At 61.3% G+C, this 24,205-nt stretch carries 22 protein-coding genes and 1 tRNA gene; 15 read left to right on the top strand and 8 right to left on the bottom strand.

The annotated features are described in order from the left end of the window. Nucleotides 1-4 precede the first annotated feature (4 nt). Complete coding sequence (recG, locus tag GOB82_RS02565) at nt 5-2,149, bottom strand: ATP-dependent DNA helicase RecG (protein WP_265793945.1); 2,145 nt, start codon at nt 2,147-2,149, stop codon at nt 5-7. A 69-nt stretch (nt 2,150-2,218) separates the two neighbouring features. Between recG and GOB82_RS02570 the strand changes: the two genes are divergently transcribed. Together GOB82_RS02570 and mfd are read left to right on the top strand one after the other, a co-directional pair. After that, entirely contained in the window at nt 2,219-2,542 is a 324-nt protein-coding gene (locus GOB82_RS02570) for an FAD assembly factor SdhE (protein WP_166119170.1), read from the top strand. Further along, entirely contained in the window at nt 2,539-6,018 is a 3,480-nt protein-coding gene (gene mfd / locus GOB82_RS02575) for a transcription-repair coupling factor (RefSeq protein WP_166119173.1), read from the top strand. The genes GOB82_RS02570 and mfd overlap by 4 nt, the downstream gene beginning before the upstream one ends. A gap of 176 nt (nt 6,019-6,194) precedes the next feature. Here the strand turns inward: mfd and GOB82_RS02580 are convergent, their stop codons facing one another. Next, nucleotides 6,195-7,124 (bottom strand): hypothetical protein, encoded by a 930-nt coding sequence (locus GOB82_RS02580; RefSeq protein ID WP_194300305.1) that lies wholly within the window; start codon nt 7,122-7,124, stop codon nt 6,195-6,197. Between the two features lie 129 nt (nt 7,125-7,253). Between GOB82_RS02580 and GOB82_RS02585 the strand changes: the two genes are divergently transcribed. Both GOB82_RS02585 and GOB82_RS02590 read left to right on the top strand, forming a co-directional pair. Then, nucleotides 7,254-8,243 (top strand): bile acid:sodium symporter family protein, encoded by a 990-nt coding sequence (locus GOB82_RS02585; protein ID WP_166119175.1) that lies wholly within the window; start codon nt 7,254-7,256, stop codon nt 8,241-8,243. Nucleotides 8,244-8,246: 3 nt separating this feature from the next. Beyond that, entirely contained in the window at nt 8,247-9,701 is a 1,455-nt protein-coding gene (locus GOB82_RS02590) for a pyridoxal-dependent decarboxylase (RefSeq protein ID WP_166119178.1), read from the top strand. 23 nt (nt 9,702-9,724) lie between these two features. On the opposite strand, the gene cobT is transcribed toward GOB82_RS02590, so the two are convergent. The 3 genes from cobT to GOB82_RS02605 all read right to left on the bottom strand — a co-directional run bounded on the left by cobT (nt 9,725) and on the right by GOB82_RS02605 (nt 13,408). Next, nucleotides 9,725-11,668 (bottom strand): cobaltochelatase subunit CobT, encoded by a 1,944-nt coding sequence (cobT, locus tag GOB82_RS02595; protein WP_166119181.1) that lies wholly within the window; start codon nt 11,666-11,668, stop codon nt 9,725-9,727. A 26-nt stretch (nt 11,669-11,694) separates the two neighbouring features. Further along, nucleotides 11,695-12,702, bottom strand: coding sequence for a cobaltochelatase subunit CobS (gene cobS, locus GOB82_RS02600; protein ID WP_166119183.1), 1,008 nt, complete (start codon nt 12,700-12,702; stop codon nt 11,695-11,697). Between the two features lie 97 nt (nt 12,703-12,799). Next, nucleotides 12,800-13,408 (bottom strand): DnaJ domain-containing protein, encoded by a 609-nt coding sequence (locus tag GOB82_RS02605; RefSeq protein WP_194300306.1) that lies wholly within the window; start codon nt 13,406-13,408, stop codon nt 12,800-12,802. A gap of 47 nt (nt 13,409-13,455) precedes the next feature. Here GOB82_RS02605 and GOB82_RS02610 point away from each other — a divergent pair, with 47 nt between their 5' ends. Both GOB82_RS02610 and GOB82_RS02615 read left to right on the top strand, forming a co-directional pair. Further along, nucleotides 13,456-13,791, top strand: a complete 336-nt coding sequence (locus GOB82_RS02610) for a BolA family protein (protein ID WP_166119185.1) — start codon at nt 13,456-13,458, stop codon at nt 13,789-13,791. Further along, nucleotides 13,788-14,375 carry a LolA family protein gene (locus tag GOB82_RS02615; RefSeq protein WP_166119188.1) on the top strand — a complete coding sequence of 196 codons (588 nt, stop codon included), beginning with the start codon at nt 13,788-13,790 and terminating at the stop codon, nt 14,373-14,375. The genes GOB82_RS02610 and GOB82_RS02615 overlap by 4 nt, the downstream gene beginning before the upstream one ends. Here GOB82_RS02615 and lipB read toward each other — a convergent pair. Further along, entirely contained in the window at nt 14,353-15,042 is a 690-nt protein-coding gene (gene lipB, locus GOB82_RS02620) for a lipoyl(octanoyl) transferase LipB (protein ID WP_166119190.1), read from the bottom strand. The two genes, GOB82_RS02615 and lipB, sit on opposite strands and share 23 nt — an antisense overlap. Nucleotides 15,043-15,115: 73 nt before the next feature. Between lipB and GOB82_RS02625 the strand changes: the two genes are divergently transcribed. From GOB82_RS02625 to moaA, 4 genes are all read left to right on the top strand, one after another. Continuing rightward, nucleotides 15,116-15,202: transfer RNA gene (locus GOB82_RS02625), tRNA-Leu, on the top strand. A gap of 307 nt (nt 15,203-15,509) precedes the next feature. Further along, complete coding sequence (gene galU / locus GOB82_RS02630) at nt 15,510-16,394, top strand: UTP--glucose-1-phosphate uridylyltransferase GalU (RefSeq protein ID WP_166119193.1); 885 nt, start codon at nt 15,510-15,512, stop codon at nt 16,392-16,394. After that, nucleotides 16,394-17,803 (top strand): phosphoglucomutase/phosphomannomutase PgmG, encoded by a 1,410-nt coding sequence (pgmG, locus tag GOB82_RS02635; RefSeq protein ID WP_166119195.1) that lies wholly within the window; start codon nt 16,394-16,396, stop codon nt 17,801-17,803. The genes galU and pgmG overlap by 1 nt, the downstream gene beginning before the upstream one ends. Before the next feature lie 179 nt (nt 17,804-17,982). Continuing rightward, nucleotides 17,983-18,999: a GTP 3',8-cyclase MoaA gene (moaA, locus tag GOB82_RS02640; protein ID WP_166119198.1), complete on the top strand. Its 1,017-nt coding sequence runs from the start codon at nt 17,983-17,985 to the stop codon at nt 18,997-18,999. Here the strand turns inward: moaA and GOB82_RS02645 are convergent. Beyond that, nucleotides 18,996-19,892: a methyltransferase domain-containing protein gene (locus GOB82_RS02645; protein WP_166119200.1), complete on the bottom strand. Its 897-nt coding sequence runs from the start codon at nt 19,890-19,892 to the stop codon at nt 18,996-18,998. The two genes, moaA and GOB82_RS02645, sit on opposite strands and share 4 nt — an antisense overlap. An 80-nt stretch (nt 19,893-19,972) precedes the next feature. Between GOB82_RS02645 and GOB82_RS02650 the strand changes: the two genes are divergently transcribed. From GOB82_RS02650 to GOB82_RS02670, 5 genes are all read left to right on the top strand, one after another. Further along, nucleotides 19,973-20,755, top strand: coding sequence for a ComF family protein (locus GOB82_RS02650; protein ID WP_166119701.1), 783 nt, complete (start codon nt 19,973-19,975; stop codon nt 20,753-20,755). Between the two features lie 96 nt (nt 20,756-20,851). Further along, nucleotides 20,852-21,115, top strand: a complete 264-nt coding sequence (gene grxC, locus GOB82_RS02655; protein ID WP_166119203.1) for a glutaredoxin 3 — start codon at nt 20,852-20,854, stop codon at nt 21,113-21,115. A 16-nt stretch (nt 21,116-21,131) separates the two neighbouring features. After that, complete coding sequence (locus GOB82_RS02660) at nt 21,132-21,599, top strand: DUF1178 family protein (RefSeq protein WP_166119704.1); 468 nt, start codon at nt 21,132-21,134, stop codon at nt 21,597-21,599. A 70-nt stretch (nt 21,600-21,669) separates the two neighbouring features. Next, the gene (locus GOB82_RS02665; protein ID WP_265793957.1) at nt 21,670-22,140 is read left to right on the top strand and encodes a DUF2147 domain-containing protein; all 471 of its coding nucleotides are present in this window, start codon (nt 21,670-21,672) and stop codon (nt 22,138-22,140) included. Nucleotides 22,141-22,166: 26 nt separating this feature from the next. Continuing rightward, entirely contained in the window at nt 22,167-23,447 is a 1,281-nt protein-coding gene (locus tag GOB82_RS02670; RefSeq protein WP_166119205.1) for a lactonase family protein, read from the top strand. Here GOB82_RS02670 and ubiG read toward each other — a convergent pair. Further along, complete coding sequence (gene ubiG, locus GOB82_RS02675) at nt 23,434-24,174, bottom strand: bifunctional 2-polyprenyl-6-hydroxyphenol methylase/3-demethylubiquinol 3-O-methyltransferase UbiG (RefSeq protein ID WP_166119207.1); 741 nt, start codon at nt 24,172-24,174, stop codon at nt 23,434-23,436. The two genes, GOB82_RS02670 and ubiG, sit on opposite strands and share 14 nt — an antisense overlap. Nucleotides 24,175-24,205 lie beyond the last annotated feature (31 nt).

A 24,205-nucleotide genomic window follows, 5' to 3' on the forward strand; every position in this document is an offset into this window, starting at 1 on the left:
CGCTCTAGCCGCCAGAGAAAATGCGGGCCGCATCCATTTTGTTGAACAGGAGCAGCAGCGTTCTGGCCGCCGGGGGCAGGGGGCGGGCCGCAGCGTTTGGCCCGGTATCCGGCAGCAGTTTTTCTGCTTCCGCATGAGCGGTTTCCAGCAGCATATCCACCAGAATTTCCGGTGCCATCCGGTAGTCCGGCAGGCCGGACTGGCGGCGGCCTGTCATGTCTCCACCGCCCCGCAGGCGGAAATCTTCATCGGCAATCAGGAAGCCATCTTCCGTTTCACGCAGGCAGGTCAGCCTGCGCCGCGCTGTCAGGCCGAGGCCTTCGTCATGCAGCATCAGGCAATAGGAGGCCGCAGCCCCCCGGCCCACCCGGCCACGGAGCTGGTGAAGCTGGGCCAGGCCAAAGCGCTCGGCATGCTCAATCACCATAATGGTCGCTGTAGGCACATCCACGCCCACTTCAATTACGGTGGTGGCAACCAGAATACGGGTCTTGCCCTGCGCAAACGCCTGAAGAGCGTCCTCCCGCAAGGCGGTGTCCTGCCGCCCGTGCGCCAGCCCGACAATGGGCCCGAAGCGTTCCAGCAGGCTCGCCTGCCGGGCTTCGGCAGCGGCAATGTCCAGAGCCTCACTTTCTGAAACCAGCGGGCACACCCAGAAAATCTGCCCCCCATTTGCCAGTGCGCGGGCCAGCCCCTCCACCACGTCCTCCATGGCGCTGATGGCATGGAGGGAGGTGCGTACAGGCTTGCGGCCTGCGGGTTTGCCCTCCAGCCGGCTGATCTGCATGTCACCAAAGCGGGTGATCAGCAGCGTGCGGGGGATGGGGGTTGCCGTCATCACCAGCATGTCCGTGGCGGGGCCTTTTTCGACCAGTGCGAGGCGCTGCTCCACCCCGAACCGATGCTGCTCATCAATAACAGCCAGCCCGAGGTCCGCAAATTTCACGCTGTCCTGCACCAGCGCATGCGTGCCGACCACCAGCCGGGCTGTGCCATCCTCTATGTCCTGCAAGGCCGCTTTCCGGGCTTTGCCTTTGACAGAGCTGGAAAGGAACGCCACCGGCACCGGAGAGAGGCGGGCAAAGGTTGCGGCATGCTGGCGGGCCAGAATTTCCGTGGGGGCCATCAGGGCCGCCTGAGTACCGGCCTCTACAGCCCGCAGCATGGCCAGCAGCGCCACCAGTGTTTTGCCAGCCCCCACATCCCCCTGCAAAAGGCGGCTCATGCGCCATGGGGCGGCCATGTCGGCCTCGATTTCACGAAGAGCCTTGTTCTGCCCGGGGGTGGGGCTATGGCCAAACGCGGCAAGGGCCTGCTTTTGCAGGGTGCCATCTCCCATCAGGCTGCGGCCGGGGCGGGCGCGGGAGGCATGCAGGGCAATGCGGGTGGCAAGCTGGTCCGCCAGCAGTTCATCACACGCCAGCCGGGCGTGTGCGCGGGTTTGCTCCGCGCGCCATGCGTCCCCTGTCTCGCTCTGCGGAATCTGGTCCGGGCACTGCATCCATGTCAGCGCGGTGATGAAATCTGGCCAGCGCTTCCGTTTGATCAGGCCCGCATCATGCCATTCCGGCAGGGCGGCGGGCAGGCGGGCGAGGGCCGCGGTCATGGCCTGCCGGACATGCCCGGCAAACAGCCCCGCGGTAAGGGGCCAGACCGGGTCAAGGCGCGGAATACGCTCAGCCAGGCGGGCCGGGAGCAGATAGTCGGGTGATGTCATGCACAGGCGCTCACCAAACCGTTCGATTTTGCCGGAGGCGACAAGCGATTCGCCCGCGACAACCTTCTCGGCCTGCCATCTGGAGAAAAAGGCGAGTTCCAGAAAGCCGGTGCCATCTGCCAGTGTGACACGCCACGGCTGGCGTGTGCGCGGGGCCGGGGCGCGGATGTCCTGCACGGTGCCGGAGACTGTGGCGATGGTGTCAGCCCTGAGTTGCGCCAGAGGCGGGCGCAGGCGGCGGTCTGTCACGCTTTCAGGCAGGCAGAACAGCAGGTCCAGCACCCGCGTGCCACCGGCAATACGGGCGAGAAGCTTCGCCCGTGCGGTGCTGACACCCGGCAGAGTGTCCAGCGCGGCCAGCACGCCGGACAGGTCCGCGCCATCAGGCGGGCGGGGTGTCGAAGCGGATGTGATGGGATCGGGGCTGGACACGGGCGCGACAGAAGCCTCTGTTTGGCAGGCTGACAGAAGAGAACGCCAAGGCTATAGGACACCAGCGTCATGCAACACAATTCAACCATTGCTCTCCCGCCCGAACAGGACTCCGAAGACCAGCTCGATCTTCGGCGCCGTCGACTGCTGTTTCGGGCCCTGCATCGCGGCACGTTCGAGACGGATGCGCTCATTGGCGGGTTTGTGGAAACCAATGTGGCGTCCATGAATGCAGCGGAGCTTGCGGATATGGAAGCTGTTCTGGAAATTCCGGACCCGGACCTGACAGACTGGCTGTTTGGCCGTCTGCCATTGCCGGTGGAACGGGAGACGCCCATGTTACGCCGGATGGTTGATGCGTGTCGCGCAAAGGGAGTTGGGATAGCCGGATGAAGGAAGAGACGAGCGCAGAGGGCCGGGTTGCGCCCATCTGGGGCGTGCCGGAAGGGTATGATGCGCTTTTGCTGGCCAGACGGGCCAGGGAACATAAAGGCCCCGTTCTGCATATTGCGCGGGATGATACCTCCACCGCCCGCCTGGCGGATATGCTGGCCTATGTGGCGGACGATGTGGAAACCCTGCGTTTTCCGGCATGGGACTGCCTGCCGTATGACCGCGTTTCTCCCAACCCTTCTCTTGTGGCGGAGCGTGTTGCCACACTGACACGCCTGCTCGAGCCGTCTGACGGCCGCCCCCGGCTGGTGCTCACAACTGTGGCCGCCGTGGTGCAGCGTGTCTCGCCGCGCGCCACGTTTGCGGGGCAGTCTCTGACAGTCAGGCAGGGGGAAAGCCTTGATCAGGCTTTCCTGATCGAACTGCTGATAGCCAATGGCTACACGCGTACGGATACGGTGATGGAGGCTGGCGAATTTGCCTCCCGTGGCGGTATTTTTGATCTGTTCCCTGCGGGCGCGGCAGAGCCTGTCCGCCTCGACCTGTTTGGGGATGAAGTGGAAAATATCCGCTCGTTTGACCCCGGCACCCAGCGTTCCACCGGTAAGCAGGACGCGCTGACACTCCGCCCTGTTTCAGAATTCTCGCTTGATGCGCCAAGCATTTCCCGTTTCCGCACCGGCTGGCGGGACAGCTTTGGTCCCGCCGCTGCGTCTGACCCGCTTTACGAGCATATTTCAGACGGCCGCCGTTATCCGGGCATTGAGCACTGGCTGCCCCTGTTCCATGAGCAGTTGGAAACCCTGTTCGATTATCTGCCGAATGCCTCTGTCTCCCTTGATTATCAGGTGGAGGACGTGCTCCGCACGCGGCTGGAGATGATTGCTGACCATTATCAGGCGCGCCGTCAGCCCGCGCGGGAGGGGGAAACACCGTACCGCGCCCTGCCTCCGCACCGGCTTTATCTGGATTCCGCCGGGTGGGACGCCATTCTGGGCCGTCTGCCCGTTGTGGCTTTCAGCCCCTTCGCCAAGCCGGATGGCGCGGCGGGGATGGATGTGGGCGGCAGACCGGGCAAGATGTTTTCCAAGATTGTTCCCGGTGCCCAGCGTGAGCAGGTTTTCACCCTGCTTGGTGAGCAGGTGCGGGACTGGGGGCAGGTTAACCGCCGCACGTATGTTACCGCATGGACCAAAGGCTCCCGCGAGCGCATTGGCACCCTGCTGCGTGAACATGGTGTTGCCACGCAGAGTTATGAGGACTGGGCTTCGGCCAGCAAGGCCAGGCCGGGTTCCGTTGGCCTGCTGACTCTGGGGCTGGAGCGCGGCTTTGTTGCGGATGATCTGGCATTTGTTTCCGAGCAGGATCTGCTGGGGGAACGGATTGGCCGCCCGCCGCGCCGCCGCCGCCGTGCGGATGAACTGATTGCCGAGGCTGGAGAAATTTCCTCCGGAGATCTGGTTGTCCATCAGGATTACGGGATTGGCCGGTATGACGGGCTGGAGACTGTCAGTGTGGGTGTCGCCCCGCACGACTGTTTGCGCCTGCTGTATGATGGTGGCGAGAAACTCTATCTGCCGGTTGAGAATATCGAACTGTTGAGCCGTTTCGGTTCTGATCAGGCCGGTGTGCCGCTGGACAAGCTGGGCGGCGTGGCCTGGCAGGGCCGCAAGGCGCGGATGAAGCAGCGCATACGCGATATGGCCGGGGAGCTGATCCGTACGGCTGCCGCGCGCGCGCTGAAGGACGCTCCGGTGCTGGCCCCGGCGGAAGGGATGTGGGACGAATTCTGCGGGCGCTTCCCGTTTGTGGAAACGGATGATCAGTCCCGCGCCATTGCGGATGTTCTGGATGATATGGCGTCCGGCAGGCCCATGGATCGTCTGGTGTGTGGTGATGTCGGCTTCGGGAAGACGGAAGTGGCGCTGCGGGCGGCCTTTGTGGCGGCCATGTCTGGCGGACAGGTGGCGGTTGTGGTGCCCACCACGCTGCTGGCGCGCCAGCACTACCGCACGTTTTCCGCCCGGTTTGAAGGGTTCCCGCTCAAGGTCGCCCAGTTGTCCCGTATGGTGACAGCCAAGGATGCAACCGCCGTGCGCAAGGGGCTGGCGGATGGGTCCGTTAACATCGTGATCGGCACACATGCCCTGTTGGCCAAGACCGTGCAGTTTGCCTCGCTTGACCTGCTGATTATTGATGAAGAACAGCACTTTGGCGTCTCGCATAAGGAAAAGCTCAAAGCCCTGCGGGAAGACGTGCATGTGCTGACTCTCTCCGCAACGCCGCTGCCCCGCACCTTGCAACTCTCGCTCTCCGGCGTGCGGGAGATGAGCCTGATTGCCACCCCGCCAACGGACAGGCTGGCGGTGCGTACCTTCATCATGCCGTTTGACAGCGTTGTGATTCGTGAGGCCATTCAGCGCGAACGCTTCCGTGGCGGGCAGATTTTCTGTGTGGCGCCGCGCATTGAGGATCTGGAGCGTCTGGCAGAACGCATTGCCACCATTGTGCCCGATGCCCGGGTGGTGCAGGCGCATGGCCGCCTGACGCCGACTGATCTTGAACGGGTCATGACCGAATTTTCCGATGGCAAGTATGACATCTTGCTCTCCACCAACATTGTGGAAAGCGGACTGGACATGCCTGCGGTGAACACGCTGATTATCCACCGGGCGGATATGTTCGGTCTGGGGCAGCTCTACCAGCTGCGCGGGCGCGTGGGGCGTGGCAAGCAGAGGGGTTATGCCTATCTGACCTGGCCGCAGACGCATGTGCTCTCGGCCTCGGCTGAAAAGCGGCTGGAAGTGATGCAGACGCTCGATACGCTGGGCGCCGGCTTCACGCTGGCCTCGCATGATCTGGATTTGCGCGGGGCAGGCAATCTGCTGGGAGACCAGCAGTCCGGCCATGTGCGGGAGGTGGGGATCGAACTCTACCAGCAGATGCTGGAAGATGCCGTGGCGGACCTGCGTTCCGAAACCAGCCGCCGCCGTGCGGAAGACCGGGACTGGACACCGAATATCATTGTCGGCCTGCCTGTTCTGATCCCGGATGCGTATGTGCCGGACCTGCCGGTGCGCCTTGGCCTTTACCGGCGTATCAGCGGGCTTGGTTCAGATGCCGAGCTGGAAGCCATGGAAGCAGAACTGGTGGACCGCTTCGGTATGGTGCCGCCGGAGGTCAAGAACCTGCTGGATATTGTGGACCTGAAGAGGCTGTGCCGCGCTGCTGGTGTTGAACGTCTGGAAGCCGGACCGAAGGGAATGGTGCTTCAGTTCCGTAATAACAGCTTCAAAAATCCTGCGGGGCTGGTGCAGTGGATGGGCCGCTGGAAAGACGGTACCGTCCGCTTGCGCACGGATCACAAAATGGCGGTTGTGCGTGAGTTGACCAACAGCCAGCGGATTGACCTTGCCCGCCGTGTCCTGCGGGATCTGGTGGCTCTGACCCGGAAGGGCGCTGCGGCAGCCGCCTAAGCCTGATAGCGGAAGTACGGGAGCGGAAATGGGGTGGCGGAGGGGGTTGAACCGCCCTCCGTCATGGTAACCGGCCTGCGTGCCTGCGTGCCTGCGTGCCTGCGTGCCTGCACCCCGGTCCGGTAGTCTTTATGACTGCCGGGCCGTTATGGGGCAGAGGTATGAGTGCAGGGGCTTTATTTGAGCGGGAGCGGGAAGCCGTTCACGGTCAGCACGCCACCTTCCCAGGTGGCATTCCAGACATTGGCGTCATTCTGGCTGTGGCTGACCAGCCGGGCCAGCACAAGGCCCGCTGCCAGTTTCATCTGCTTGGCGGTCCGGGCCTTATCAATCAATGCTGACAGATTGCTGACTTCCAGATGACCGGAGGCGGAGGTGGCCGCCACATTCCCTGTGAGGGTTGCTGTGCCGTTTCCTTTGAGATGCACGGTATCCCGCGCCGCATCAAAGCTGGAAATGGTGACATGCACGGAAGGCGCTGTGGCGGATTTGCCGCCAATGGCGGCCATCAGGGCCGGAAGTTCAGAAGCAGGGAGGGAGAACGCGGCCTCGGCTGAGGAGGGAAGCAGCGCTTCACTGCTGATCTCATGATAGGTCAGTCCGGCCAGAGCCAGTGTTGCGGCACTGGTGTGGGCGGAAGTGCTGCCCTCGACCTTGAAATGGGCTGAGCTGGCCGTGATGCGGGTTGCCCCTTTGGTCAGGGCGAGGCTGTTCCAGCCAATGGTATATGTGCCGCCAGCCTTCAGGGCTTTGGCGGCTGTCTGGCCCTGCTGCTCAAGCCAGGCGGAACAGGCAGCCGTGTGCTGGCCCGTGATGGCGGAGAACAGCAGCAGGGACGCGGCATCAGACTGGTCATGCCCGGCTTCACCCGAGGCGCCGGTGAAGGTTACCTTCCCGGCGTTCAGCCCGTTGCCGCCATCCGGCGTGCGGATGGTCACGTTTTCGAACGTCACCCCCTGTGCGCTGTCATGCGTGGCACCGTGTGTTATCACGGCGCAACTGGCGGGAGGAGCGGCCTGTGCTGCCCGTAACGGCACAACCGAGGCGCAAAAACCAAGGCCTACAAGAAGGAGGCCTGCGGAGGAAGGAATGGTGTGGTGTTTCATTTCCCCGTAAAGGTGACGTATGCGGAGGCCGGGTGCAATGCAGGTCCTGAAAATAATACAGCGTGCCATGTGTGCTTCCCCAAAGCGTAATTCCTGAAAAATACAGGATACAAGGAAGGACTTAAACAGATGTTCAGACTGGATCCGTTTCTTGTTGGCCTGATCTGCACTGTTTTGCTGGCAACGTTCCTGCCCTGCCACGGCGCGGCGGTGCCGGTTTTCCAGTGGCTTGCCATTTTTGTTATTGCCCTGATGTTTTTCCTGCAAGGCGCGCGCCTGTCCCGCAAGGCTGTGATGGATGGCGTCATGGCGTGGCGGCTGCATCTGATTATTCTGGCCTGCACCTTTGTGCTTTTCCCGCTGCTGGGGCTGGCGGCGCATGCGCTGGCGCCGGGGCTGTTGCAGAATGATGTCTGGCTGGGGGTGCTGTTCCTGTGTTGCCTGCCTTCCACCGTGCAGTCCTCTATTGCCTTCACCTCCATTGGCGGGGGGAATGTGCCGGCGGCGGTCTGCGCGGCCACGGCCTCGAACATTGCCGGTATTTTCATCACCCCCTTTCTGGTGGGGCTGGTGCTCAGCCGCCATGGCGGGGCTTCGGGCAACGTGCTGGATATCGTTTTTCAGCTCCTGCTGCCGTTCGTTCTGGGGCAGGTGCTTCAGCCCTGGATTGGCGAGTGGGCGCACCGCAACAAAAAGCTGCTGTCCCTGACAGACCGTGGGTCTGTTCTGGTGGTGGTGTACACTGCCTTCAGTGAGGCCGTGATGCAGGGCCTGTGGCACCGCCTGCCACTCAGCCAACTCGGCATGATTGCCGTGGTGGACTTCCTTCTTCTGGTGTGCGTGCTGCTGATCACGACGTACGGGAGCCGTCTGGCCGGTGTGCCGCTGCGTGATGAGATTGCCATTGTGTTCTGCGGCTCTAAAAAAACGCTCGCCTCAGGCGTGCCAATGGCCAATGTGCTGTTCCCGCCGGCGTCTGTCGGGCTTATCGTCCTGCCGCTTATGATCTATCACCAGATCCAGTTGTTCGTCTGCGCGGTGCTGGCGAGAAAATTCGCCAGCATGACGCAGAAAAATGCTGAAAGCCTGCACCCGGCAGGAGCGCGGCAAAAGGAGTAGAACGTGGCGGGGCTTGATCCGGAAAACTGGGAGTCATTACGGGCACTGGGGCATCGCATGCTGGATGAGATGCTCGATAACGTGCAGGGCATTGCCTCCGGCCCTGTCTGGCAGCCCATGCCAGACCCTGTTCGGCATGAATTTCGTCAGGCGGCGCTGCCCGCGCAGGAAACCGCACTGGAAACGCTTTATGAGCAGTTTTCCCGGTCTGTGCTTCCTTACGCCACCGGCAACCGGCACCCGCGCTTCATGGGGTGGGTGCATGGTGGCGGCACGGCGGAAGGCATGCTGGCCGAGCTTCTGGCCGCAGGCCTGAACGCCAATCTCGGTGGCCGGGATCACGCGCCGATTGAAGTGGAGCGTATGGTGATCCGCTGGGCCGCCGCCATGCTGGGCTTTCCCGAAACAGCCACGGGGGTACTTGTTACCGGCTCCTCCATGGCCAATTTTATTGCCCTGCTGACAGCCAGCCGGGCGGTGGAAGGCGGCGTGCAGTTGCGGCGGGATGGCGTGGCTGGCCGCAGGTTGACGGGCTATGCCGCCAACACGGCACACGGCTGCATTTCCCGCGCATTTGACATGGCAGGCCTTGGCACGGAGGCCCTACGTCTGGTGCCGGTGGATGCGGATTTCCGGATGGACATGCAGGCCCTGCGCGCGATGGTGGCGGCAGACCGCGCGGCCGGGCTGGAGCCGTTTCTGGTTGTCGGCACGGCGGGCACTGTGGACACAGGCTCCATTGATCCTCTGGAGGCTCTGGCGGACTTTGCTGAAGCAGAGAGTCTCTGGTTCCATGTGGATGGCGCATTTGGCGCGATGGCCCGCCTTTCTCCAGACTATGCCCCGGCACTGGCGGGCATGGAGCGGGCGAGCAGTATCGCATTTGATTTCCATAAATGGGCGCAGGCCCCTTATGACGCCGGATGCGTTCTGGTGCGCGAGCCGGGGCTGCAGGCGGCTGCGTTTGCGCAGTCTCTGGCCTATCTTTCACGGGAAGACCGCGGGGTTGCCGCCGGAGCCCCCTGGTTTTGTGACTTCGGGCCTGACCTCTCCCGCGGGTTCCGTGCGCTGAAGGTCTGGTTCACTCTGGCCGCGTTTGGAACGGAGCGTCTGGGCGGCGTGGTCAGCCAATGCTGTGCCGTGGCGCAGCATCTGGCCATGCGTGTTCAGGCCACGCCGAGCCTGGAGCTTCTTGCACCGGTTGCGCTGAATATTGTCTGCTTCCGCGTGCGCACGGCGGAGGGGGATGAAGACGCCCTGAATAGCGAACTGGTGAAAGACCTGCATGAAAGCGGCATAGCCGTGCCCTCACTCACGCGAATAAACGGGAAACGCGCCATCCGTGCTGCCATTATCAATCATCGCACGGTGACAGGTGATGTTGACCTGATGCTGGAGGCCCTGCTTGATCTGGCGGAAAAGCGCGTGGGGCATAAGCTGGAGCGTGTCGCGGCCTGAGTGAGGGCGCGACATGGCAGAGTTTAACGCCGCCCGGTTTTTCCCCGCCGGGCGGACAGGTTCTGTTTTTCATCAAACAGACCGGATAGCGCCTGAAGCATGGTGCCCCCCAGCTCTTCCGCATCGGTAATGGTGACGGCGCGCTGATAATAGCGCCCTACATCATGGCCAATCCCGATGGCGGTCAGTTCCACGGCGCTGCGGTCTTCAATATGGTGGATTACTGACCTCAGATGGTCTTCCAGATAGGACGCAGGATTGGCGGACAAGGTGCTGTCATCCACCGGTGCGCCATCTGAAATCACCAAAAGGATTTTCCGCGCCTCCGGGCGGTTCTTCAGGCGGCGCCATGCCCAGAGCAGGGCTTCGCCATCGATATTTTCCTTCAGAAGCCCTTCGCGCAGCATAAGGCCCAGATTGGCGCGTGCGCGCCGCCACGGCATGTCCGCTGCCTTGTAGATAATATGCCGCAGGTCATTCAGGCGGCCGGGTTCCGGCGGTTTGCCGTCCTTGAGCCACATCTCGCGGCTCTGGCCGCCTTTCCAGGCGCGGGTGGTAAAGCCGAGAATTTCCACTTTCACGCCGCAGCGTTCGAGTGTGCGGGCCAGAATATCCCCGCAGGAGGCCGCAACAGAAATGGGCCGGCCCCGCATGGACCCGGAATTATCAATCAGGAGTGTCACGACGGTATCGCGGAATTCCGTCTCACGTTCCCGCTTGTAGGAGAGGGAGAGCATGGGGTTGACCACAATGCGGGAGAGCCGCCCGGCGTCCAGCAAGCCCTCTTCAAGGTCAAACTCCCAGGAGCGCGTCTGCTGCGCCATCAGGCGGCGTTGCAGCTTGTTGGCCAGACGCGAGACAACGCCATGCAGGGTGGCCAGCTGCAAATCCAGTTGATGCCGCAGGCGTGTCAGCTCTTCCGGGTCACACAGGTTTTCCGCGTTGATTTCCTCGTCAAATGCCGTGGTAAAGGCATGATAGGTTTTTGCGGTGTCACCCGGTTCGCGCTCGGGGTTGCTGCCGGGGCCTGCGGCTTCGCCCGAGCCTGTGGCACCGGGGCCTTCGCTGTTTTCTTCCTGTTCCTCCGGCGCACTTTCGCCACTGCCGGACATCAGCTCAGGCTGTGGCACCGGCTCGGAAGAGCTGTCCGGTTCGGGGGGCGCATTCTCTTCCTGCGCGTCGGGCGGGGTTGTGTCGTTTTCTTCTTCGCTGCCTGCGGAATCGGAGCCGTTTTCATCGGCCTCCATCTCGTCCGATGGCGTATCATCCTCACTCAGGGAGCAGGCGGCCAGAAGCTGGCGGGTGGCTTTGGCGTAGGCCGCCTGATCATCCTGGCTCTGTACGAGGGCGTTGAGCGCGGCCATGGCTTTGGGGGAGAGAGAGGCCTGCCATGTGCGGAGAATGGGCTGGGCGGACTCTGGCGCAGGGTCACCCGTCATGCGTTCACGCGCCAGCAGTTCCAGCGCGACAGCGGGGGAGAGCTGGTCCGGGTCTGTTATCCTGTCCAGCCCGGCGGCCTGACAATCCTGCTCCAGCCGGTGGCGCAGATTGGCCGCCACGCCGCGCATGTGCCGCGCGCCCACGGCTTCAATGCGGGCCTGCTCAAGGGCGTCATACACATCCCGCGCCATGGCGTCATCCGGCTGGCGGGCGCGGTGCAGGGCGGAATCGTGGTGCTTCAGCCGGAGCGCCTGCGCATCCGCCGCCCCGCGGATGCGGTCGATTTCCGCCGCATCCAGATGGCGGGAGGGCTGGGGGAGGCGGATTTTCCCCGCAAGGCTGATCGGCCCCACGGGCATACTCCCCGCGTGGAATGAAACCTCAGTCTCCCGCTGCCCGCCAAGCGCGCGCAGTGTGGCTGCGGTGGCCTGCTTGAAGGCATCAACCAGATTTCCCTCATCTGCCTCACCGCCGGGCCGGTTATGGCCGGACAGTGGGGCGCGGGTTCCTTCCCTGCGGTCAGCCATTGAAAAGCCGCTCTCCGTATTCTGCCTCAGCTACCCTTTCTGGGGAGGGGGCTCGTGTTGAAGCAGCGCTGATAATATTCCGCCACCATGCCGCGTTCGGCTTCATCGCACTTGTTGAGAAAAGTCAGGCGGAAGGCGAAGGCCGTATCCTTGAAAATCTTCTCGTTTTCCGCCCAGGCAATCACGGAGCGGGGGGACATCACGGTGGAGAGATCTCCCGCCATGAAACCGGCGCGGGTGAGTTCCGCCAGAGCCACCATGCTTTCAATGGTGCGGCGGGCTTCCTTGTCATCCGGGCTGATTCCCATGCGGGAGAGCACAATGCCCACTTCCTGCGCATGCGGCAGGTAGTTGAGGGATGTCACGATATTCCATCGGTCCATCTGCCCCTGATTGATCTGCTGCGTGCCGTGATACAGCCCGGTGGTGTCCCCCAGCCCGATGGTGTTGGCGGTGGCGAACAGGCGGAACCACGGGTGCGGTTTGATCACGCGGTTCTGGTCCAGCAGGGTGAGCTGGCCTTCCACTTCCAGCACACGCTGGATCACGAACATCACATCCGGCCGGCCTGCGTCATACTCATCAAAAACCAGTGCGCACGGGTGCTGGAGGCACCAGGGCAGAAGCCCTTCGCGAAACTCGGTAATCTGCTGGCCATCACGCACCACAATGGCATCCTTGCCGATCAGGTCGATACGCGAGACATGGCTGTCAAGATTGATGCGCACGCACGGCCAGTTCAGGCGCGCGCAGATCTGCTCGATATGGGAGGATTTTCCCGTGCCGTGAAACCCCTGCACCATCACGCGGCGGTTGAAGGCGAAGCCGGCCAGAATGGCCAGTGTGGTGTCATGGTCGAACAGATAGGCGGTATCAATCTCGGGCACGTGCTCCGTGCGCAGGGAGAACGCCGGCACGATCATGTCGGATTCGATACCAAACACATCACGCACCGAAACCTGAAGATCAGGCGCAGAAAGAGCTGAAATCGGGGGAAGGTCGCCTGTGGCGGGCAGGCTGGCAGAATCAGTCATTCTTTATCCGTCTGGTAGGTGGTGCATTCCAAAAAAAGCGGCGGCTGACGCGCGGGCCATCTCGCTACAGCCCTGCAATACGTCCAGCATGGCATGATCAGCCTGCTTTTTCGAGGCCCTCTGACATAAGATGTGTTCGCACAAGCGTGAACGCAACATTGATGCTTTTCAGGCGCTCTTCCGAGCTTCTGTCACCATTGTTGGCATCGGGGTGATGCTTGCGCGCCAGTGAGCGGTAACGCGCTTTTGCATCATCCAGCGTTACGGGCCAGGGCAGGCCAAGTGTGGCCAGAGGCTCGCGCAGGGCTTCCGGGGCCGCAGGTGTTGCGCGGCTTTTCATCCGGTCCGCGCGGGCGCGGCGATTCTGCCCGAGGATATCGAGCGGATCGAGCACATCCTCTTCATGAAATGTCTGGCGAGAGGGCCTCGCACTCTGGCCAAACGCCCACGATGGCCGATCCCATGCGATATCGGCACGCAGGTGCGCTTCAATCTGGCCGGGCGACATGCCTTTGTAGTAATCCCAGCGTGCGTTATACTCCCGCACATGTTCGAGGCAGAACCAGTAATACTGGTTAAGGGTCTCGCGTGAACGGGGGGCACGATAGCCTGCCGGTTTTTCACATTCAGGCATGTCACAGCAGCGCTGGGGCGCGTCCGGGTCCGGATCGAACGCCCGGTGACGGGTATTCCTTCGCTTCATCATCAGGGTTATGTGCGTGCTGAAGTGTTCTGTGCAAGAGGGAACGTATAATGACGCAACGCAATGCAGCTTCCACCCCGGAGGCAGATGGCGTCCGGGCCCGCAGGGTGCGGGATGCCCTGACAGCAGCCTTTGAACCGGCCAGGCTCGAAATTCTGGATGAAAGCAGCCGTCACGCTCACCATGTGGCCATGACGCGCGGCCCGGAAGCCGGAGCCACGGAAACGCATTTTCGCGTCTACCTAGTCAGCCGCCTGTTTGAAGGCGTAAACCGAGTGAACCGCTCCCGCATGGTGCATGACGCGTTGGGGTATGAGTTTGGCAGCGGCTTGCACGCCCTTGCCCTTACCTTGCGCACACCGGAAGAAGAAAGCGCTCTGGCATGACCCGCGCCCCGCACGGCAGCGCCGCACTGCGTCTGACCCGCCGGAGGGGCTTGCTGCTTGCTCCGGTTTTTCTGGCTGCCTGCGCGACAGGGCAGGGCACACGCACGGCCCCGCAGGCTGGTGATACGGCACGGGTGGAAGCCTGGCTGCGCGCCGCCCGGCTGGAGGATGCGCCGTTTACCCAGACATGGCCAAATGGGACCACCGGGGGTGGCGTGCTGACTTATCATGCCGGGTATCTACATCTGCACTACACGGCGCCGCATGTCATGGAGCTTGTGGCATCAGGCAGCCACGCCGTGTTTACGGACAGCCAGACCGGCTCCGAAACACGGATGGGGCTGGCGCATAACCCGCTGGGTGTGCTGATGGGCAATCCCCTGACGCTTTCCGGGCCGGTGACGGTGACCGATATCCAGAAAACGCCGGGTATTTTGCAAATTTCGCTCACACGCACGGAAAATCCGTCACAGGGGCTGGTGACGCTGGTTTTTCATGATGTGGCGCATGAGCTTGATCTTCGTGAAATCCGTATTCTGGATGAAAGGCAGCGCACGCTGTTCATTCGTCTGGGAGCGGTGTGAGGGCGGAGGGCACGCTGCCAAAAACGGCGTGCCAGTTTTCAGCCAGTGCGGCGTCAAGCTCGGCCATGGTGGTTTCAAGCCCCAGTTTTTCAAAACTGGTGACGCCGAATTCGCGAATGCCGCAGGGAACAATGCCCTCAAAGTCAGACAGGCGCGGGTTCAGGTTGATGGAAACCCCGTGCCAGCTCACCCAGCGTGAGACGCGCACGCCAATGGCGGCAATTTTTTCTTCCAGACCGGTTTTCGGGTCGAGAATCCAGACCCCGACACGCCCTTCGCGGCACTCGCCTTTCAGGCCGAAGGCGGCCAGTGTGCGAATCACCCACTCTTCCAGCCCGTGTACGTAAGAGCGCAGGTCCCGCGCCCGCACGGTTCCGTGTGGCGTTTGCAGGTCCAGCATCGCATACGCGATTCGCTGGCCGGGGCCGTGATAGGTCCATTGCCCGCCCCGGCCTGCCTCATAGGTTGGGTAGGCGTGCGGGTTGAACAGATCTTCCGGCCGGGCGGATGTTCCGGCGGTAAAAAGCGGAGGGTGTTCCAGCAGCCAGACGCGTTCTTCCGCCGCTTCCGCGCGGATTTCTCCGGCCAGTGTCTGCATGCGTGTCAGGGCGGCAGGGTAGGGAACAGGCTTTTTGCTGATTTCCCATAAAAATCGTGAGTTGGTCATTGCCGCGTGATCCGGGTTCGGTTATAGGGCTTCTCACCAAACGGTATCGCCTTTCAGATGCCGGTTGTCACGGGCGGTCGTGGCGGAATGGTAGACGCGCAAGCTTGAGGTGCTTGTGGGGGAATACCCCGTGGAAGTTCGAGTCTTCTCGACCGCACCATTTTTCAGACCTCACAAAAATCAGATTAGAAATTTTTCTGGTTCTTGTGAGGTCTGTTTTTTTCCAAAAGATTAAAATTTTAACGGCTATGGCAAAGAATTGGTCTGTTTGGCCATATTCAGGCCGCTCTTTCCCGGTTTAAAAGAAAAGAGAGCCTTTGTGGCGTGTAGGTCACTCTCACCAATATGCTTCTGTTAAAGGAAAGTTTTTCTGGCGGGGCAGGGGTGATTTGACGGGCGGGGTCTCCCGCTAGTACGAGCCGCAGAGTTCATTCGTGTTGCAACTCAATTTTTAAGGTGTCGTATTCGTGTCCAGGCCCAAGCCTTTACGTAAAGCAGTCCTGCCGGTTGCAGGGCTGGGTACACGCTTTCTTCCGGCAACCAAGGCGATGCCGAAGGAAATGCTCACGGTTGTTGACAGACCGCTGATCCAGTACGCCATTGATGAGGCGCGTGAAGCCGGGATTGAAGAATTCTGCCTGATCACGGGGCGCGGTAAAGATTCCCTGATCGACTATTTCGATATCGCGTATGAACTCGAAGCAACGCTGCGTGAGCGCAACAAGCTGGATACGCTGAAGGCGCTCGAACCCAGCTCCATTGAGGCTGGTTCTCTTGTGGCCGTGCGCCAACAGGAGCCGCTGGGCCTTGGTCACGCAATCTGGTGCGCCCGCAGCTTCATCGGGGATGACCCGTTTGCCATCCTGCTGCCTGATGACATCGTGAAATCCGGCACCTCCTGCGTGAAGCAGCTGGTGGATGCCTACAACCAGACCGGCGGGAACGTCGTGGCCGTTACGGAAGTGCCGCGTGAGCACACCAACCGTTACGGGATTCTGGAAGTTGGCGCGGATGATGGCCGTCTGGTTGAAGTGAAGGGCCTGGTTGAAAAGCCCAAGCCGGAAGATGCACCGTCCAACCTGTCCATCATCGGTCGTTATGTGCTGACAGCAGATGTCATGAAGCACCTGTCCAAGCTCGAAAAGGGCGCAGGTGGTGAAGTGCAGCTGACGGATGCCATGGCCAAAACCATCGGGCATGTGCCGTTCCATGGCCTGCGCTATGAGGGCGAACGCTTTGACTGCGGGAACAAGATCGGCTTCCTGGAAGCCCAGATCGCGTTTTCTCTCGAACGCCCCGATCTTGCGGATGAAGTCAGGGCTTTCCTGAAAAAATATACCTCTCAGGTCTGATGGCATTTCTGCACACGTTCAACCCGACCAGTCTGCGCGAATATGATATTCGCGGGATTGTCGGGGAGACCCTGACGGCTGAGGATGCTTATGCCATCGGGCGGACATTTGGCAGTGTTGTCAGCCGCCGTGGCGGCAGGACCGTTGTCACGGGGTATGATGGCCGCCTCTCTTCGCCAGAGCTTGAAAAAGCTCTGGTTGAAGGGCTTCTTGCCTGCGGGGTGCGTGTTGTGCGGGTAGGCTGCGGGCCTACGCCCATGCTGTATTTTGCCTCGGCCACCCTGGAAGCCGATGGGGCTGTCATGGTGACAGGCAGCCACAATCCCGCAGCCTATAACGGCTTCAAGATGGTCCTTGGCGGCAAGCCGTTTTTCGGGCCGCAAATTCAGGAATTGGGCACGCTCGCCAGAACTGGCGATGTGGTGCCGGATACACAAGGTGCGGTGCGCGGGCTTGATCTGCGGGCGGAGTATGTCCGCCGTCTGCTGCACGACTGGGATGGCGGCGAAAAACCCCTGAAAATTGTGTGGGACAACGGCAATAGTGCTGCCGGTGAGGTTCTGCAAAAGCTGGTGGCCGGGCTGCCGGGTGAGCATCATATTCTGAATGGCGCGATTGATGGCCATTTTCCCGCTCACCATCCGGACCCGACGGTAGCGAAAAACCTTGAGCAACTGATTGCTGAAGTCCGCGCGCGGAAGGCGGATCTCGGCCTTGCGTTCGACGGGGATGCAGACCGGATTGGCGTGGTGGATGATCAGGGAGAGATCCTCTGGGGGGATCAGATTCTTGTGTTGCTTGCGCGGGATGTTCTGAAAACGCACCCGGGCGCCACAATCATTGCCGATGCCAAAGCCAGTCAGGTTTTGTTTTCAGAAGTTCAGAAGGCGGGTGGCGTGCCGCTCATGTGGCGCACGGGGCATTCGCTCATCAAAACAAAAATGGCCGAAACCGGTTCTCCGCTGGCCGGAGAGATGTCGGGCCACATTTTCTTTGCCGATAAATGGTATGGCTTTGATGATGCCCTGTATGCCGCTGTCAGGCTTCTGGGCCTTCTGGCCCGTCAGGACACGCCTCTTTCCGCATTGCGAGAGGCTTTGCCCCGCACGGTCTCAACCCCGGAAGTGCGCTTTGATTGTGATGATACACACAAGTTCAAGGTGATTGAGAGCATTGCGGCCCGGCTGCGGCATGAGGGGGCGGATGTTTCTGAAATTGACGGGGTGCGTGTCACCACGCCCGATGGCTGGTGGCTGCTGCGTGCGTCCAACACGCAGGCGGTTCTGGTTGCGCGGGCGGAAGGCGCGGATGCTGCGGCCCTTGAGCGCCTGAAGCAGGCTGTTGTCGCGCGACTGGCGCAGGCGGGTGTGGCGGCACCGGATTTTTCAGGCAACAACGCAGGCCACTGAGGCCTGCCCTGATCAAGGCGGTTGGGCGCCAAGGCTGATGATGCAGGGTGAAGCAGGGCTGAACCTGCATCGTCATGCACAAATGCGGATATTTTCCTTGCGGCGTTCTTGAAGTTTACCAGATGGATGGCCACTTTGGGCTTCGACAAAATGTTTCCCTCCGACTATATAGAGGACCTATGTCGTCCTGTTTAGTGGACCCTGCGGGGCGCCGCGTCTCTTATCTTCGCGTTTCGGTCACGGACCGATGTGACATGCGGTGCACGTACTGCATGTCCGAACGCATGACCTTTCTGCCACGTGCCGATGTTCTGGATTTTGAAGAACTGCTCCGGCTGTGCAGGGTTTTTGTCAAACACGGTGTCAAACGCTTGCGGATAACCGGGGGAGAGCCTCTGGTGCGCCGGGATATCGGCCCGTTTTTTGAAGCGCTGGGGGAATGGCTGCATCACCCGGAGCAGGCTGGTTCGCTGGAAGAACTCACGCTGACAACCAATGGCAGCAGGCTGGCTTTGTATGCGCAGACCTTGTTTCAGGCCGGGGTGAGGCGGGTCAATGTCAGTCTGGATACGCTGGATGAAGAGCGTTTTGCCACCATTACCCGCCGGGGCAAGCTTGCCGCCACGCTGGAAGGCATACAGGCGGCGCGGGATGTGGGCATGGCTGTGCGGGTTAATGCCGTGGCCATGGCGGGCGTGAATGATGATGAATTTGATGCCATGCTTGCATGGTGCGGCAAGGTTGGCGCGGATCTGTGCCTGATTGAAACCATGCCAATGGGCGATACGGGGGAGGACCGGACAGCCCGTTATCTCCCGTTGTCAGAGGTCAAGGCTGATCTCGCCAGACGCTGGACGCTGGAACCGCTGGCCGAGCGTTCAGCCGGTCCGGCGCGCTACATGCGCGTAGGGGAGACGGGCCAGCGGATCGGGTTTATCACACCGATGAGCCACAATTTCTGCGCCACCTGCAACCGTGTGCGTCTCTCCTGCACTGGCCAGCTTTATACCTGCCTCGGGCATGAAGACGGAATGGACCTGCGGGCCATCCTGCGTTCCGGCGGGGATGATGCCGCCCTGCTTGCAGGCATACAGGCGGCTCTGGACCGCAAGCCAACCGGCCATGATTTCCAGCTTGGAGCGAAGCCGGGTGAGGTGTCCGGCCCTGTCCGCCATATGAGTGTCACGGGCGGTTAAGGGGCTGATTTTTCGGAAGATGTGTCGGCCACAGTGCCCGTCTCTGCCAGAGCCGTTTCCAGCGCGTGTGTGAACGCTCCGGGTTTGAGGGGCTGCTGCTGGTTTGGAGAGGGCGCCCATCCTGTCAGGATCGCCATATGGAGCGGCATGGGCAATGCGCCCTCAGCATCCGGGGCGAGGTCCGCCGCCGCGGCGGCGAACAGCATGCGGGGTGAAAAGGTGCGGGCCCGCAGTGCCAGCGCATTGTTTTCCCCGGCGGCGCGCAGATCTTTCAGAAGAGCGGTGACAGTGCGGTAACGCAGATCAAGAACTTCCGTATCCACAACAGGCAGCGCGAACCCCGCACGCTGGAGCAGATGGGCGCAGCTCTGTTGGGTTGGCAGGGGCGAGACATGGGGTGAGACGCCATCACACAAGGCCAGCTCAGCATAATCCAGCGCCTGCTTAAGCGGGCGGAGCGTTGGCAGGACGGGCATGCTGGCAAGGAAAAGCCCGTCTGGCTTCAGAATTCGGCAAATCTGGCTGAGGGCACCGGGGAGGTCATTAATCCAGTGCAGGGAGAGGCTGGCTGTGACCAGATCAAAACTGTGGGGCGCGAAGGGCAGGGCCTCTTCCGTCGCACAGAGCGCCGGGGGAGGGGCGGATGCGGCCAGGGCAGGAGAAAAATCGCTCGATATGACAGGAATGCCCCGTGCGGTAAGACGCGCCGCCACGACACCACGCCCGCCCAGATCCAGAGCAGAGGTAAAACGCCGGGTGACATCGTCCAGCCGGTCCATCAGAATATCCGCGGCGGTCTCCAGAATGGGCATGACTGTGGTGTGCAGTCCGGCCGAGCGGGTTCTGTGTGCTTTGACAGCCTTGCGGTCAAAAATGATGGGGGCATCATTCATGGGGCGAAATCTGCGCGTTTCAGGCTGACTTGCCAAGGGGAAGGGGTTTGAAAACGTCTGATGCACGAGGCTTTGTGATGATGTGGAAACAGGCGCGCAAGGCAGGGGGAGTGATGCTGGATGCGCTGTTTCCACCCTCCTGCCTGCTCTGCGGGGCGGATGTGGCGCAGGCGGGGCTTGTCTGTGCGGGGTGTTTTGGTCGGCTGCACCCGGTTGTGCCCCCCAGTTGTGATGGCTGTGCGATGCCACAGGTCGCGCAGGCGTACACGGGGGCGGAAGGGTTATGCCCGGCGTGTGAGCGGCATCACCCCCTCTGGGCGCGCGCCCGTGCGGCATTCGTTTATGATCAGGCCAGCCGCGATCTCATCCTGCAGTTGAAATATGCGGACAGGCTCGAAAATGCCCGGTTTCTGGCAAACAGGATGGTGCAGGCCGGGCAGGATATGCTGACACCCGGCAGTGTGCTGGTGCCTGTGCCCGTGCATCGGTGGCGGCTGATGCAGCGGCGCTATAATCAGGCCGCGGTTCTGGCGTGGGCAGTTGCGCGCAGGGCCGGGCTGCCCTGCGTGCCGGATGCGCTGGTGCGCCGCAAGGCGACATCCCGGCTGGCGGGATTTTCAGCGCGGGAACGGGAAGCCGAAATGGCGAACGCCATTGTCCTGCGTGCCAGCCGTGCGGCAGAAATTGCAGGGCGTTCTGTCGTGCTGGTGGATGATCTGCTGACAACGGGGGCCACAGCCACGGTCTGCACGCAGGTGCTGCTGGCTGCGGGGGCTGCGTCCGTCAGCCTTCTGGTTGCGGGAAGGGTGCCCGCGCAAAAAGAAGTTGATCTTGATTTTCCGCTCATGGAAACGAACTTCTAGAAGCTGATGCGTGCCAGTCGTGCATGCATCATGAACAGTCGGGCCATGTGGAGCAGTCGGCCCCATGGTCCAGCAAGAGTGAAGGAGCGCAGCGCAATGCCTGCAATAGAGATTTATACGCAGCCCGGTTGCCCGTATTGCATCCGGGCGGTCCGGCTGCTTGAGAGCAAGAATGTGCCGTTTCAGGAAATCAATGCGCCGCGAGGCACGCCAGAGCGTGAGCAGGCTTATGAGCGTTCTGGTGGCGGGACAACCGTGCCCCAGATTTTTGTGGATGGGCGCTCTCTGGGCGGCTGTGATGATCTGATGCGTATGGAGCGGCAGGGCACGCTTGATTCCGTTCTCGGGCTGGCAGCCTGATGGAAGCGTGCCGGGCATGATCTGTTATCGCCTGCGGTGCGGCAGGGGGCATGAGTTTGAAGGCTGGTACCGGAACAGTGCGACATTCGCGCAGTTGCAGGCTGATGGCTTTCTCTCCTGCCCGGAATGTGGCCATGCGGACATCCAGCAGGCACTGATGGCTCCCGCCATTGCCAAGGGGCGGGAGGTTTCTGCCCCTGCACCGCAGGACGCAGCGCCGCCGGCGGGCATGGTGAAGGACCAGCCCGGCAGGCCGGTTCTGCCTGATCAGCTTGTGGCTGCCTTGCAGAAAATGCGACAGGTGGTGGAAGAGCGATGCGAAAATGTGGAAAATCGCTTTGCGGAAGAAGCCTTGCGCATTCACCACAAGGAAGCCCCCGAGCGCGGTATTTACGGCCATGCCTCAGAAGAAGAGCGGATCATGCTGGAAGAGGAAGGCGTGGATGTGCTGAGTATTCCATGGGTTCGCCCCGCCGATTCCTGAGTGTTGAAGGGGGTGCGGGAACGTGGCATGACCACCTGCTGGTTCCGGCCTGAAGAGGGAGAAGAGCTGCGTGACGATCAAGACCGCGTGGACTGCGTCGCTTTTTGGCGCGTTTCTGCTCAGTGCTTCAATCCCGGCGTCAGGCCAGACGAAAGCGGGCACACAGGAAAGTGCCTTCATGGGCTACTGGCTCAGCCAGGGGCATGATGGCGTTTTCCGGATCGGCAAGTGCGGAGAGACAGTCTGCGGGCAGCTTGTCGGGCTGAGTTATCAGGGTGATGATGTGCCCAGAGACTATAAGGGCCGCTCTGAATGCGGCCTTCAGATGCTGACTGATTTCCGCCAGTCGTCTGATGATGGATCACGTTGGAACGGAAAGATTCTCGATCCGGATAGCGGGCGTGTCTATCAGGCCCAGATATGGTCTCCCCAGAAAGATGTTCTCAAGTTGAGAGGCTATATAGGTCTGCCACTTTTTGGTGAAACACAGACATGGACACGGTATAGAGGAACATTGGGGCCTGTTTGCAAGATGCCCTGAAATAAAAAGAACAAGGCGATGACAGCATGACACACTCCTTTTCCCGCCGTGCTTTTGGGCTGGGTAGTTTTGCAGGGGCTTTGACTGTAGCGGGACTGCCCGCGCAGGCAGCGGATGACACAGCAAAGGCGCCCTCCCAGGATGCAACACCAACAGGGCGGACCATCTGCTACGTTGGGGGATACACGAAGCATGGGCCGCCCGGCGGGAATGGGGACGGGATCAGCGTTTTCGAGATGAACCAGAAAACGGGCATCCTTACGCATCAGACAACGTTTACGGATATTGCCAGCCCCTCTTACATCACGCTTTCTCCTGACCGCCGCTTTCTTTACGCCGTCAATGAAATCAGTGATTTCGACACGACGCACAGCGGAGCCGTAACGGCGTTCAAGGTGGATCAGGCAACCGGTGGCCTTACAAAGCTTAATACCGTGGCGTCAGGTGGTGCAGACCCGGCGCATCTGAGCGTTCACCCCTCTGGCCGGTTTGTCATGGTGGCCAACTATACTGGCGGCACCGTGGGGATCCTGCATGTGATGGCGGATGGCTCTCTGGGGCGGATGGTTGACCTTATTCACAATTCCGGTCCGCGCATGCCGGACAGGGCGGCTGATAATCCGCCCGGCAATTTTGCAATCAGTGATCATTCTTCCGCGCATCCGCACATGGTGAAGACTGATCCGGGCGGCAAGTTTGTGCTGGTGATGGATGCCGGGTTGGACCGCGTGTATGTCTGGACCATCAATCTTGAGACCGGCAAGCTCACTCCTGCCGCAGTACCTTTCACGACCATGACGCCGGGCTCCGCACCGCGCCACTATGTTTTCGGGGCGGATGGGCGGAAGCTTTATCTGCTGTGTGAGCAGGACTCCAAGGTTGTTGTGGCGGATTTTGACCCCCGCACCGGCAATATCGCCCCAAAGCAGACTGTGAGCACTGTTACCGCGCACTTCCGTGGCAGCACGCTGGCTGCGGGGATTGTCCTCTCACCAGACGGGCGTTTCCTGTACGCCTCAAACCGTCTGGGGGATTCTCTGGCAGTCTTTCAGGTTGCAAAAGACGGCAGCCTGACTCTGGTGGATGAAATCTGGACCCATGCCGATTATGGCCGATCCCTTATGTTCGATCCGTCTGGCAGCTATCTGTATGTTGCAAACCAGAGAAGTGATTCGATCACATCTTTCCGTGTGGACAAAACCACGGGCAAGATCAGTTTCACATGGGACTTCACACCGATTGGAAGCCCCACCTGTTTCGAATTCCTGACGATTCCGGCAGATCCGGCGGGCGTCAGCCCTTCCTGAAGGCGGCGATATAATTCACGCTCAGATCCCGGCTCTCTTTCCACCCGGAAAGAGAGGGGGTCATGCCGGCAATGGCCTGAATGCGCAGGTTGGCCGCTCTGGCAAAGCGGCCAAGCTCCGCCGGGGTGAGGAACTTGCGCCATTCATGCGTGCCAATGGGCAGCAGGCGCAGGACATATTCCGCACCGATCTTGCCAACGGCCAGAGACCGCAAGGTGCGGTTCATGGTGGAGACAATCACGACCCCACCCGGCTCAACCAGATCAGCAAGCATGGACATAAATACTTCAGGATCAGTCACATGTTCGATGATTTCGAGAGCCACCACAACATCAAACCGCACCGTTTCAGCCACCAGCTCCTCGGCGCTGCCAACCCGGTAAGCCAGTGTGCCGGCCCCTTCCGGCAGGGGGTGGGTCTCAAGGTGCGTGCGGGCGGCTGAAATGCCATCGGCGGAGGCGTCCAGCCCCAGAACATCATGGCCTGTTTTTGCCAGCGCTTCACTGGCCAGGCCAGCACCACACCCGATATCCAGCACACGCACCCGGCGTGTTGTGCGGCCCCGCAGGGGAAAGTGGCGGCAGGCCCAGTCAATGCGCAGCGCGTTCATGGCGTGCAGTGGGCGCATTGGGCCGGTCGGGTCCCACCACTGGTCGGCCAGCGCGCTGAAGCGGGCGATTTCTTCAGGAGAAACGGAGGACGCAGCGTCTCGGCTGGAGGGATGCATGGAACAAATTCCTTTCCTGCTGATCTCCCCC

It is taken from the genome of Acetobacter farinalis, from assembly GCF_011516935.1.
In the GTDB taxonomy this organism is placed as follows: Bacteria; Pseudomonadota; Alphaproteobacteria; order Acetobacterales; family Acetobacteraceae; genus Acetobacter; species Acetobacter farinalis.